This window comes from Corallococcus sp. AB045, from assembly GCF_003668895.1.
In the GTDB taxonomy this organism is placed as follows: domain Bacteria; phylum Myxococcota; class Myxococcia; order Myxococcales; family Myxococcaceae; genus Corallococcus; species Corallococcus coralloides.
On sequence record NZ_RAWN01000121.1, the window covers coordinates 17,617 to 30,804 of the forward strand.

Below are 13,188 nucleotides of genomic sequence, written 5' to 3' on the forward strand. Positions count from 1 at the left end.
GGACGTTGTGACGCGAGGCGCGGTGATAAGGACGGCCCCGCTGTTACCTCCCGTCACCCGTTCGCAAGGACCTTCATGCTCACGCTGCGCGGGGCTCCGGCCCTCTCCGAATTCAGGCTCGCCAAGCTGCTCGCCCGCTGCCGGGAGCGGGTGCCGACGGTGGCCACCCTCTACTCGGAGTTCGTGCACTTCGTGGACGCGTCCGCGCCGCTGACGCAGGACGAGTCGGAGCGGCTGGGGCGCCTTCTGGAGTACGGCCCCCACACGGCGAAGCGCGAGCGCACGGGCACGCTGCTGTTGGTCGTGCCGCGTCCGGGCACGGTGTCGCCCTGGGCCTCCAAGGCGACGGACATCGCGCACCACTGTGGCCTCACGCAGGTGCGCCGCATGGAGCGCGGCATCGCGTTCTTCCTCACCGGCCCGGGCGGCCGTGAGTTGGACGCGAACGAGGCGGAGGGCGTGCATGCGGTGCTCCACGACCGGATGACGCAGGCGGTGCTGCCCCGGCTGGAGGACGCGGAGGTGCTGTTCCGCACGGACTCGCCCCGGCCGCTCACGCGCGTGGACGTGCTGGGCGGAGGCCGCGCGGCGCTGGCGAAGGCCAACGGCGAGCTGGGCCTGGCGCTGGCGGAGGACGAAATCGACTACCTGGTGGCGCGCTTCACGGAGCTCAAGCGCAACCCCACCGACGTGGAGTTGATGATGTTCGCGCAGGCGAACAGCGAGCACTGCCGCCATAAAATCTTCAACGCGTCGTGGACGGTGGATGGCCAGCCGCGAGAGCGCTCGTTGTTCCAGGCCATCAAGAACACCCATGCCCAGAGCCCGGGCGGAGTGCTGTCCGCGTACAAGGACAACGCCGCCGTCATCGAGGGCTTCGAGGTGGAGCGCTTCTTCCCGCAGGGCGAGGGGCGCGAGTGGGGCACTGTGCGCGAGCCGGCCCACATCATGATGAAGGTGGAGACGCACAACCATCCCACCGCCATCTCGCCGTACCCGGGCGCGGCCACGGGCGCGGGCGGTGAAATCCGCGACGAGGGCGCCACCGGGCGCGGCGCGAAGCCCAAGGCGGGGCTCACCGGCTTCTCCGTCAGCCACCTGCGCCTGCCGGACTACGCGCGGCCGTGGGAGGCGCCCTACGGCAAGCCGGACCGCATCGTGTCCGCGCTGGACATCATGGTGGACGGCCCGCTGGGAGGCGCCGCGTTCAACAACGAGTTCGGCCGGCCCAACCTCACCGGCTACTTCCGCAGCTTCGAGCAGCAGGTGCCCACGCCCGAGGGCGTGGAGGTGCGCGGCTACCACAAGCCCATCATGCTGGCGGGCGGCCTGGGCAACATCCGCGCGGGCCACGTGAAGAAGGCCCCGCTGCGCGCGGGCGACAAGCTCATCGTGCTGGGCGGCCCGGCGATGCTCATTGGCCTGGGCGGTGGCGCGGCGTCCTCCATGGCGCAGGGCGCGAGCGCGGCGGACCTCGACTTCGCCTCCGTGCAGCGGGACAACGCGGAGATGGAGCGCCGCTGCCAGGAGGTCATCGACCAGTGCTGGATGCAGGGCGATGCGAACCCCGTGCGCTCCATCCACGACGTGGGCGCGGGCGGCCTGTCCAACGCGCTGCCGGAACTGGCGCACGACAACGAGCTGGGCGGCCGGCTGGAGCTGCGGGAGGTGCCCAACGACGAGCCGGGCATGTCCCCGGTGGAAATCTGGTGCAACGAGGCGCAGGAGCGCTACGTGCTGGGCGTGGCGCCAGAGGACCTGGCGCGCTTCGCCGCGCTGTGCGAGCGCGAGCGCGCCCCCTTCGCCGTGCTGGGCGAGGCCACGGCGGAGCAGGTGCTCACGCTCACGGACCGCGAGCTGGGTGACACGCCCATCGCGCTGCCCATGGACGTCCTCTTCGGCAAGGCGCCGCGCATGCACCGCGAGTTCGCGTCGCGCCCGCTGAAGCACGCGCCGCTGAGCATCTCGTCCGACTTGAAGGCCGCGGCACACGCGGTGCTGTCGCACCCGACGGTGGCGGACAAGTCGTTCCTCATCACCATTGGCGACCGCTCCGTGGGCGGCCACACCGCGCGCGACCAGATGGTGGGGCCGTGGCAGGTGCCGGTGGCGGACTGCGCGGTGACGCTGGCGTCGCTGATGTCCGACACGGGCGAGGCGATGGCGCTCGGCGAGCGCACGCCGGTGGCGCTGGTGGACGCGGCGGCCTCCGCGCGCATGGCGGTGGGCGAGGCGCTCACCAACCTGGCGGCGGCGCGCATCGGGAAGCTGTCGGACGTGAAGCTGTCCGCGAACTGGATGGCGGCGGCGGGCAGCCCCGGCGAGGACGCGAACCTCTACGCCGCCGTGCACGCGGTGGGCATGGAGCTGTGCCCCGCGCTGGGCATCGCCATCCCGGTGGGCAAGGACTCCATGTCCATGCGCACGCAGTGGCAGGAGGACGGCCAGAAGAAGGCGGTGACGTCGCCCCTGTCGCTCATCATCACCGCGTTCGCGCCGGTGCTGGACGCGCGCGTCACGCTGACGCCGCAGCCGGTGGACGTGGCGGGGGACACGCGCCTCTTGCTGCTGGACGTGGCGAAGGGCCGGCAGCGGCTGGGCGCGTCCGTGCTGGCGCAGGTGCACCAGCAGGTGGGCCCGGAGTGCCCGGACGTGGATGACGCGGCGGCGCTGAAGGGCTTCTTCGCGGCGGTGCAGGAGCTGCACGCGGCAGGCGTGCTGCTCGCGTACCACGACCGCTCCGATGGCGGCCTCTGGGCCACGCTCGCGGAGATGGCCTTCGCGGGCCACTGCGGTCTGGACGTGGAGCTGGCCCCGCTGGGCGGCGACGCGGTGGCGGCCCTCTTCAACGAGGAGCTGGGCGCGGTGGTGCAGGTGCGCGCGTCCGACGTGGCGCGCGTGCGTGATGCCTTCACCCGCCACGGCCTGGGGGCGCACGTCCACGAGCTGGGACGGCCCACGTCCCATCAGGTGGTGCGCGTGCGGCACGGCGGCCGGGAGCTGCTCGCGGAGGAGACGGTGGCGCTCAAGCGCACCTGGTCCCGCGTGAGCTACGAAATCCAGAAGCTGCGCGACAACCCCACCTGCGCGGAGGAGGAGTACTCCGCGAAGTGCGACGCGCAAGACCCGGGCCTGTCGCCCGTGCTCACGTTCGATCCGAAGGTGGACGTGGCGGCGCCGTACATCGCCAAGGGGGCCCGGCCGCGCGTGGCGGTGCTGCGCGAGCAGGGCGTCAACAGCCAGCAGGAGATGGCGGCGGCGTTCACCCGCGCGGGCTTCGCCGCGGTGGACGTGCACATGAGCGACCTGTTGTCGGGCCGCGTGTCGCTGAAGGACTTCCACGGCGTGATGGCGTGCGGCGGCTTCAGCTACGGCGACGTGCTGGGCGCGGGCGGCGGGTGGGCGAAGTCCATCCTCTTCAACCCGCGCACGCGGGACGCCTTCTCGGAGTTCTTCGCGCGGCCGGACAGCTTCGGCCTGGGTGCGTGCAACGGCTGCCAGATGTTCGCGCAGCTGCGCGAGCTCATCCCCGGCGCGGAAGGCTGGCCGCGCTTCGTGCGCAACGCGTCCGAGCAGTTCGAGGCCCGCCTGGGCACGGTCGAAATCGCGCCGTCGCCGTCGCTCTTCTACAAGGGCATGGAGGGCAGCCGGATGCTCATCGTCGTGTCGCACGGCGAGGGGCGGGCGGAGTTCGCCAACGCGGATGCCGCCGCGCGCTTCAACGCCGCCGGGCTGGTGACGACGCGCTGGGTGGACAACCGGGGCCAGGTGGCGGCGAAGTACCCGGCCAACCCCAACGGCTCGCCGCACGGCATCGCGGGCGTCACCACGAAGGACGGGCGCTTCACCATCACCATGCCGCACCCGGAGCGTGTGCACCGCACCGTGCAGCACTCCTGGCACCCGGCGGAGTGGGGCGAGGACGGCCCCTGGATGCGCATGTTCCGCAACGCCCGCGTCACCCTGGGCTGACGCGTCCGCGGGACGGGGCCTTCCTCGCCGCTACGGGAGGAAGGCCGCCTTCACCGCGTCCAGCAGCGGGTTGGCGCCGGTCTCCGCGTCCGTGCACCCCTGGTTGATCGTCCAGATGATGGTGCCGCCGTAGCCCTCCTGCTTCACGAAGGCGCCCTTGGCGGCGATGGCCTGCGGGCTGTCGTAGGAGATCCACGTCACCGTGCCGTCCTCCACGAGCTTGTCCTTGGCGAACGTCAGGTAGCTGGCCTGGGCCTTCTCGTCCCACTGGTATTTCCCCTGCTTCGAATAGCGGAGGATCTTCTTGTAGGTGAACGAGTTGTCCCCGCCCACGTAGTCGGACCAGTTCGTGAAGGGCTGGTAGGGCCCGGTGATGTGGCGCCACGCAAGGCCATAGAAGGGGATGCCGATGCCCAGCTTCGCCTTGGGGATGCCGGCCTTCACCCACAGGTCCAGGCTGGACGCGATGGACGTGGGATGCAGCCCCTGTTCGCCCTTCAGCGCGGACGTGTGCCAGGACTTCCAGCCGTCCCACGCGCCAATCATCTCGTAGGACATCAGGTTCATCTGGTCGAAGTGTGTCGCCAGCTCCGCGAACCAGGGGTCGGCGTCGGTGGGGAAGTTGGTGTTGATCCAGTGGAGGGGGAAGGTGAGGAGCATCTTCGGCCGCGCCTCGCGGAGGGCCTTCACCAGGGCCAGCAGCTGCGGCCGGTCCTCCTTCTCCACGGGCTCCCAGTCCAGGTCCAGGCCGTCGTAGCCGAAGTCGTCCATCGCCTTCAGCAGCGAGCGGACGAACTTCGCGCGGTTCGCGTCGGACGCAGCGCCCACCCAGCCGTCGTGCTCACCGGAGCCGCCCACCATGATGAGCGCCTTGCGGCCCGCCGCATGCGCGCGCTTCGACAGCGTGCGGGCGATTTCCGGCCCCCGGTCATTGTCGAACTTCGTGCTCAGCGTGCCGTCCGCCTTCGGCGTGACGCGGCCCACGAGGATGTGCGTGAGCGCGCTGAAGTCCACCTTCTCCGGCGGATAGTCGTCCGCGTTCCAGCCCGTGTAGTAGCCCGACACCCACTTGCCTCCCTGGCCTGGAGGACCCTTCACGGCCGGGGATGCACTCACCACCACGCTGGCCTGGGCCACCTGGCTCGGGTCCGCCTTGCTCCGTGCCATCACCCGGTACGTGCCCGGCTTGCGGGGCGCGGTGTAGACCCCAGCGGGGCTGATGGTGCCCCGCTCGTTTCCGGGCTCCACGCTCCAGGCCACGTCCGTGTCCGTGCTGTTCGTCACGGTGGCGCGGAAGGCGTGCGTGGCGCCCGGAGCCAGGAAGACGGCGGGCGTCTCCAGCGTGAGAGTCACCGGCCGGGGGCCCTGCTCGATGCCGATGTCATCGAAGGAGAGGGGCGGCAGCGTCCTGCCGCTGTCCTCCTGGAGCCATAGGCCGGTGATGCGCGTGCGGCCTTCGGGCAGCAGCTTCGCCAGTGGCACGCGGCAGGTCGTCCACTTCCGGGCCGGGATGGCACCGCCCTCGCAGGTGGGGCCCAGGGGCATGCCCACGGGCTGTTCGGAGCCGATGACGACGCGAGCGCGCACCGCCGCGTTCGCACCGCCCTTCCCACCGTTCACCTTCAGCACCAGCGTGTCATCCGGTGACACGTCGAAGCCCGGGTGGCCGAAGTACAGCGCCTCCCAGGGCCCCAGCGTCACGGAGATGGCGTGGTTGCCCGAGGCCCCTGACACGGTAGCGCTCATCGCGTGCGCCCCGGCCCACGTCAGGTCCTCCCAGGGCGGGGCCAACCGGTCCTGATAGAGCCACGTCACCTGGGGCTGCGTGGGAGGCGCTGCTTTCGGAGGGGGCGCCCCCTGGGAAGCGCCGCCCAGCAAGAGCGCGGTCAGCAGCACCCGGAGTCCAGCCAGAGGTCGTCGCATGGTCACCCATCCTCGCAGAGGGAGGGGAGGCGCGTCCTGCATCGAGGCACCAGGTAGGCCGCCAGGAGTTCGTCAAAGAGTCCCACGACCGGAAGTCTTCCGTGAGATCTCGAGCCCAACGGAGCGCCGCGAGGGGCCGCGACGTCATGCGTGGGCGGACGCCAAGGTGGATCACGGACACAGAGGCCCCCGCCCAGGGGCGGCCCGCTCAAAACCTGTCCGACTGTCGGACAGGTTCGCACCGCATGAATCCGAGGACGCGAGCCTCGTGGCGCACCGAGGCGGGCCACGACGTCGTGCGTGCGCGGACGCGAAGGTGGGGGCACGGCCAGCGGCGCCCACCCGGGCCCGGTTCCCTCCAAACCTGTCCGACAGTCGGACAGGTTTCCGCCCCATGAGGCCCGGGGCTGCCAGTCCGCAGGTGCGCGACGCCATGCACGCGCGGACGCCACGTCGGGGGCTCGGCCAGCGGTCCCCACCCGGGCCCGGTTCCCTCCAAACCTGTCCGACTGTCGGACAGGTTCTCGCAGCATGCGGCCCGAGGACGCGCCTGTCCCGGTAGGTGAGCGACGTCGTGCATGCGCAAACGTCAACGAGGGACACGCACAGAGGTGCCTCCCGGGCCAGGCTCTCTCAAAACCTGTCCGACTGTCGGACAGGTTTCCACCGCATGAGGCTCCAGCCCGAGCCGGCCCGGCCGGTGACGAGGACGGTTTGCTTGTCGGACAGACGGACAAGTTTCCGCTGCATGAGCCCCGAGACCGCACCGGTCCGGCAGGGGCGCGAGTCATGCGTGCGCAGACGCCAGGGTGGGGCACGGACAGGGTCGCCCGTCCGGGGGCGGTTGCCTCAAAACCTGTCCGACTGTCGGACAGGTTTTCGCCCCATGCGGCCCGGGAGCGAGCTCGCCCGGCAAGCGACGCGGAGGGTGGGCCCGCACATCCATGTCAGACCCCTGTGGTTGGATGGCGATGCTGGGACGAGGAGGGGGAATGGGGATGGGACGAGGCGGACTCGTGGCTTATGTGGAGGCGCAAATCGAGCGCGATATCGCGCTGGGGCGGCTGCACCCGAGCGGGCAATTCGGCTCCGAAGCGAAGCTGGCGCGCCGCTATGACGTGTGCCGGGGAACCCTCCGTGAGGCGCTGCGGCGGCTGGCCGCACGGGGGCTGGTGGTTCAGTGCCCCGGACGAAGGACTCGCGCGGTGGCGCTGGATGAGTCGCTGACGCTGGAGAACCTGGGGCTGGCGCTGCATGACGCGAGCAACCCGGATGCCCGGTGGCTGCTGGAGGGCTACTTCAGCCTCAAGCGGCAGGTGCTGGTGGAACTGCTGGCCGACTGCTGCGCGAGGGCCTCGGACCTCGACCTGGACCGGCTGGGGAGCACGTGCTTCCAGCTTCAGGACGCGGCGCGCTGGGAGTCGGGTGCAACCTGCGCCCAGGTGGAATTCGAGTTGCTGCGGCATGCAGCGCGGGTGGCGGCGCGTCCCGGGCACGTGCTCCTCGTTCAGTCCCTGCAGCGGGCATTCCTGGGAGGTGCAGCCCAACTGCTGCCGCTCATGGGTGGTGAGGCGCTGCGCGAGTGGGCCCTCCGCGTGACGGCGATCCTGCACGAGCGCGACGTGCAGGCACTTCAGAACGAGCTGCCGGCACTGCTGAAGGCTCGCGATGAGCGCGTGCTGAACGCATTCGCACCTGCTACCCAAGTACCTGCGTCCCCCGAGGCCCACTTCACCCAAGAGGGCCCCCTCGGGGCCTCCGCATCAGTCACTCACCAGAACGATGTTTTGGGGACACACCTCGGCATCGAAGAGGGTGACGTCGGTCGCCGTACGCCAGCCACCGCACAGGACGAGATTCTGGAGGCACGCCCCGGCATCGAGGAGGGGCCCGCCGGCCGCCCTGCATCAGCCGCGCATGACGAAATGCTGGGGGCACGCCCCGGCATTGAGGAGGGGTCCGCCGGCCGCCCTGCGTCAGCCGCGCATGACGAGATGCTGGAGGCACGCCCCGGCATCGAGGAGGGGCCCGTCGGTCTCCCTACGTCAGCCGCGCATGACGAGATGCTGGAGGCACGCCCCGGCATCGAGGAGGGGCCCGCCGGCTGCCCTACGGCAGCCTCCGAGCGAGACGAGGCGCCGGAGGCACGTCCCTCCTTCGAGGCGCGTGGACCTGGCCGCCTGGCGTCATCCGTTGAGCAGGACAATGCACTTGAGGCACGTCTCCTCGTGGATGCGCGTGGCCCCGGTTGCTGCGTCGCTCCATGCACCGGGGCTTCTGGGGTCGCACCTCGCCCCGATGGAGCGTCCTTTCCCTTGGAGCCGGACAGTGGGGCGCTGTTGCCTCCAGCCGCCCCAGCGTTCGTGCCCTGTGCTCGGGGCGGAGAGTGCGTCGGAAGGAATGTGACGGACGCGGTCTTGGGAAACCTGCCCGACTGTCGGACAGGTTTTGGCGCCTCGTCTCAGGAAGGGGCTCCCTGCAATGCGAGGCTCCACCCACCGGCTTCCTCGGACCCATCCGCGTGGCGGTTCGCAATGTGGGCGAGCCGCTTCGTGGACTCCAGGGCTCTTTGGGGCCGGTGGGCCGCTCGCCTCTGGGGCTCCATTGTTCATTCACGGGGCCCCGTTGCTTCGTGAGCGACGACCGCTCTTCGCGTTCGCTGTCTCCCGAAACTTCCGCATCGTCTCCCCCAAGATGGAGCGCATGCTCCGGGGACCCCGGATGCCTCCGGCCGAGCCGCGCTTCCGTGACCGGAGGTGCCAACGCACTTCTGGCGACCTGATCAGGCCCGGACCAACTCGATGGGGTTTCCTTCGGGGATGTGCTTCATCGCCACGGAGTTCATGCAGTAGCGCAGCCCCGTGGGCGGCGGGCCGTCCGGGAACACGTGGCCCAGGTGGCCGTCGCAGCGCGCGCAGCGGACCTCGGTGCGAACCATCCCGTGCGACACGTCGCGGATCTCCGTGACGGAGTCCTCCGACAGCGTCTGGGTGAAGGACGGCCATCCGGTGCCGGACTCGAACTTCGTCCCGGCCTTGAACAGCGGGTTGTTGCAGCCCGCGCACACGTAGGTGCCCGGAGTCTTGGTGCCGAGGAAACAGCCCGTCCCCGGGTACTCGGTGCCGTGCTGACGCAGCACCTGGAACTCCTCGGGGGTGAGGCGCTTGCGCCACTCGTCGTTGGAAAGAATGAGCTTGTCCGCCATGGGTCCTCCTCCACGTTTCGGGCCTTGGGCCCGGAGCACGGCCTTGGATGCACCGCAGCCCTTCGCGTCGCACCCTATACCAGGCAGGCAGGCAGGGGGCCGGCGCCCTGGTTCTGTTCCTCACGGAGCGGCGGGCCTTCAGGACAATGGGTTGGATGTCCGTGCGCCGGTTGTACTGCTCCGAGACGCGGGGCGCGCGTCGCCAGGAGGTTCTGCCCATGCGGATTTCGGAGCTGATGCAGAGGGACGTGAAGACCATCGACGCGGATGAATGCCTGCGCTCCGCCGCCGAGCGGCTGGATACCGCCTGCCTGGGGGCGCTGCCCGTCACGGAGCACGGCCGGGTGGTGGGACTGCTCACTGACTCCGAGCTCTCCCTGTGCTCCACCGTCCACGGACATGACCCCGACGTCACCACCGTGCGCGAGGCGATGACAGCCCCGCTCGTCACCTGCCCGGAGGACGCGCCGCTGGAGGCCGGCGAGCGCCTGATGGAGCAGCACCACCTGGACCGCCTGGTGGTCGTGGACGCGGAACACCACGCGGTGGGACTCCTCCTCCTGGACGACGTCGCCTCCGAGTCCCTCACGCTGCTGCGGCCCGGCGAGCCGCTGGAATACCTGAGCCTCTACTCCTGAACCCACGGAAGGCCCGGCGCCCCCTTCGCATACGGGAAGGGAGCACCGGGCCGGTGCCTCACGTGCTGACGCTCAGCCCGCCACGGCCGGCTGACACGCGGCGGACAGCCACGCCACGGCGTCATCCCAGGGCAGGTCGCGCTGGGACCCATCGCGCTGGCGCAGGCGGACGCCCTTCGACTCCACCTCGCGGCCACCCACCACCGCGAGGAACGGCACGCCGTCTTCGTGCGAGCCCAGGACCTTCTTCGACAGGGACTCGTCCCGCACGTCCGCCCGCGCACGGCAGCCGGCCCGCCGCAGCCGCGCCGCCAGTTCTTGCGCGTACGCGGCGGCCCCCGCTCCCACGGAGGCCACCACCACCTGCTCGGGCGCGAGCCACGCCGGTAGCGCGCCCCCGTGGTGCTCCAGCAGCACGCCGATGAAGCGCTCCAGGCTGCCGAACAGCGCGCGGTGAAGCATCACCGGACGCAGGCGCTCTCCGGACGCGCCGACGTAGTGCAGGTCGAAGCGCTCCGGCTGCACCAGGTCCAGTTGGATCGTGCCGCACTGCCACGCACGGCCCAACCGGTCCTTCAGCACGAACTCCAGCTTGGGCCCGTAGAAGGCGCCCTCGCCGGGCTGGTCCTCATACTGGAGGCCCGCCTGCTTCGCCGCGGACTGGAGCCACGCCTCCGCCTGGTCCCACAGCGCGTCACCGCCGGCGCGCATCGCCGGACGGCTGGAGAAGGCCACCTGCACGTCGTCGAAGCCGAAGCCCGCGTAGAACGCCTTGAGCGAGCGCACGAAGCGGATCACCTCCGCCTCCACCTGCTCCGCCGCGCAGAAGATGTGGCCGTCGTCCTGCGTGAACTGGCGCAGGCGGAACAGCCCATGCAACGCGCCGCTGGGCTCGCTGCGGTGCACCAGCCCGAACTCCCCCAGACGCAGGGGCAGGTCGCGGTGGCTGGGCGCCATGCGCTGCACCAGTTGGATGTGGCCGGGGCAGCTCACCGGCTTCAACGCCAGGTGCCGGTCGCCCTCCGGCAGGCAGAACATGTTCTGGCGGAAGTTCTCCCAGTGGCCGCTCTGCTCCCAGAGCGGCTGGGAGCACAGTTGCGGCGTACGGACTTCGCGGTAGCCCTCCTCGAGCATGCGCTGGCGGACGTGGTCCTCCAGCAACCGGTACAGCATCAGTCCGCGCGGGTGCCAGAACACCATGCCCGCGGCCTCCTCCTGCAGGTGGAAGAGGTCCAGGCGCTGGCCCAGCGCGCGGTGGTCGTGTTCATCAAGCATTGTCGTCTCCGTGTGTCGGTCGGGATGAAGCAGCCGGGGCCGGACACGGGGCGTGTGAGGTTGCACGGTCGCCCCGGCCGGACTTCGGCGGGGCGGGAAACCGTGCGCTCGTCAGGACACCGACACGCGCACCGCACCCACGCCCGCCGAAGCGGTGGTGGTCGTGGTCGCGGTGGTGTTGATGACGAGGTTCACGGGACAAGAAGTGCTCCCGGATGCACGGAAAGTCAAGCCGTGCTCCGGGACAGGACGCGTCAGCCCAAGAGGGCCAGCAGGCCGGCGAGGCCCACGAAGAGGTAGAAGAGCGACTCGCCCGCGATGAGGCCGCCGCCCACCAGCGACATGGTGCTCATGTCCTCCGGCAGCACCGCCTCGCCGGGCGCGGGCTCCTTCCGGAAGCGCTTGGACACAGTGTTGAAGAGGGATGTGAGGATGCCGCCCACGCCGAACCAGATGGCCGCGGGCAGCGCGATGAAGCCGCCGAACGCGAGCGCGTAGGGGCTGGCCAGCACCAGCGAATCCATCCCCCAGCCCACGCCGAACCCCGTGCGCGACCCCTGCACGTAGCTCAGGTACGCGGGGCGGCGGCGCACCACCTTGCGGATGACCTCCAGCGTGAAGCCGATGGACAGGCCCACGAGCAGCGCCGTCACCTTGTGCGCCGACAGCGTGCCCAGGTCGCGGATGGCGCCCACGAACTTGTACGTCATCGCGGAGCTCCACTGGGCCACCTTCACGTCCGGGTGGTCCAACTGGTTGACGGACAGCACCGGGTACGCGCCCATGAACACCCGCGCGAGCACCACGCACAGCACCGCGCCCATGAAGATGCCCAGCACCTGGTAGCGGAACTGCACCACGCGGTTGGTGCCCAGGCGCCACCCGGTGGAGCGGTCCTGCTGCATGTCGCAGCCCACCGACGTGGAGATGAGCAGGATGGAGGACGCCATCAGCCCCACCAGCGGATCCTTCAGGCCCAGCAGCGACATCAGCAGCACCGACATCACGAAGGCGCTGGAGATGGGGTTGTTGTCGCTGATGCCGTAGGCGATGCCGTTGATGAGCACGAACAGGAGCGACAGCGCGAGCCCGAAGATGATGAATCCCGCGGGCTGGTGCAGCACCTGCGTGGCCACCACGACGACCGCCGCGCCCCAGCCCACCACCCAGGCGATGAGCCGGGGCACGTTGACCTTCTTCCACGCGGGCTCGGTGTCCGCGGGAGCCTGCGCGCGGCCCCGGATGCGGTCCACCGCCTGCACCGCGAGCAGCGCCAGGTCCACCAGCGCCGCGCCGCAGATCATCGCCAGCGAGATGAGGAAGCCAATCTTCCGGTACGGATCATTCGGCCCCAGCCAGCCGATGCCTTGCAGATAGGGTGTGATGGCGTAGCCGGCGAGGCCCATGAGCATGGCGGGCACGGTGATGCGGCTGCCCACCACCATGCCGGCGCCCACCGTGGAGCTGCTCACGCTCAGCGCGGCGATGGCGGCGAACTTCTCCGTGAGCCACGCGGCCAGGATGCCCAGGCCGGTGCCGCCGCCCAGCTTCGCGATGGAGGCCTTGAGCAGGCGCTTGTCCGTGAGCGCTCGGAGGATGTTGGCCACCGCGTAGCCGGACGGGTAGTCCAACTGGAGCCGGTCCACGAGCAGCGGCGTGTAGAGCATGCCCACGCCCACGCCGAACATGCCCACGCACCCCACGAAGAGCATCAGTTGCCACGCGGGCGGCTGGGGCATGCCCAGCCACACCATGGCTTGGATCAGCACGGACATGGCGCACAGCGAGGCCACCGACGCGGCCATCGTCTGCATGTAGTTGGCGCCGTGCTTGCCCTCCGCGCCGTAGCCGTAGGTGACGACGCTGCCGAGGATGCCGGACAGCACCTGGCTGGCGACGAAGAAGCCCAGGCTGAAGTTCATGTACGACGCGGCCACGCCGCCCAGCGGGCCCAGGAAGAGGATGGCCACCGACGCGAGCAGCAGGTGGTACTTCCACGTGCCCACCGCGGGCAGGAAGCGGAAGCGCGGCGATGTGGCGCTTCAGCGGCACCTGCGCCAGGACTCACTGGGGCTGGACGTGCCGGTGCGCGCGAAGGACTGGCCCGTGGTGGCGGACCTGTTCGCGTCGCTCGCTCGTGGCGCGACCCGGGAGGAGCTGCGCGCGCTGGCCACC

General features: G+C 70.4%; 6 protein-coding genes and 1 pseudogene. 3 read left to right on the plus strand and 4 right to left on the minus strand.

Going from position 1 to position 13,188, the window contains the following annotated elements:
- Window positions 1–75 precede the first annotated feature (75 nt).
- Window positions 76–3,972, plus strand: a complete 3,897-nt coding sequence (gene purL, locus D7Y21_RS25925) for a phosphoribosylformylglycinamidine synthase (protein ID WP_121716348.1) — start codon at window positions 76–78, stop codon at window positions 3,970–3,972.
- A gap of 30 nt (window positions 3,973–4,002) precedes the next feature.
- Here purL and D7Y21_RS25930 read toward each other — a convergent pair whose 3' ends face one another.
- Window positions 4,003–5,895, minus strand: a complete 1,893-nt coding sequence (locus D7Y21_RS25930; protein WP_121716350.1) for a glycoside hydrolase family 18 protein — start codon at window positions 5,893–5,895, stop codon at window positions 4,003–4,005.
- 992 nt (window positions 5,896–6,887) lie between these two features.
- On the opposite strand from D7Y21_RS25930, the pseudogene D7Y21_RS25935 reads away from it, so the two are divergent.
- A pseudogene (locus D7Y21_RS25935) lies at window positions 6,888–7,638 on the plus strand (FadR/GntR family transcriptional regulator); the annotation flags it as partial.
- A gap of 1,039 nt (window positions 7,639–8,677) precedes the next feature.
- Here the strand turns inward: D7Y21_RS25935 and msrB are convergent.
- A complete protein-coding gene (gene msrB / locus D7Y21_RS25940; RefSeq protein ID WP_121716353.1) occupies window positions 8,678–9,100 on the minus strand; it encodes a peptide-methionine (R)-S-oxide reductase MsrB in 423 nt (140 codons plus the stop codon).
- A 218-nt stretch (window positions 9,101–9,318) separates the two neighbouring features.
- Here msrB and D7Y21_RS25945 point away from each other — a divergent pair, with 218 nt between their 5' ends.
- Window positions 9,319–9,738, plus strand: coding sequence for a CBS domain-containing protein (locus D7Y21_RS25945; RefSeq protein ID WP_121716355.1), 420 nt, complete (start codon window positions 9,319–9,321; stop codon window positions 9,736–9,738).
- Between the two features lie 72 nt (window positions 9,739–9,810).
- On the opposite strand, the gene thrS is transcribed toward D7Y21_RS25945, so the two are convergent.
- Together thrS and D7Y21_RS25955 are read right to left on the minus strand one after the other, a co-directional pair.
- Window positions 9,811–11,013, minus strand: coding sequence for a threonine--tRNA ligase (gene thrS / locus D7Y21_RS25950; protein ID WP_120563482.1), 1,203 nt, complete (start codon window positions 11,011–11,013; stop codon window positions 9,811–9,813).
- Window positions 11,014–11,267: 254 nt separating this feature from the next.
- Complete coding sequence (locus tag D7Y21_RS25955; protein WP_121716357.1) at window positions 11,268–13,019, minus strand: OPT/YSL family transporter; 1,752 nt, start codon at window positions 13,017–13,019, stop codon at window positions 11,268–11,270.
- Between the last annotated feature and the right edge of the window lie 169 nt (window positions 13,020–13,188).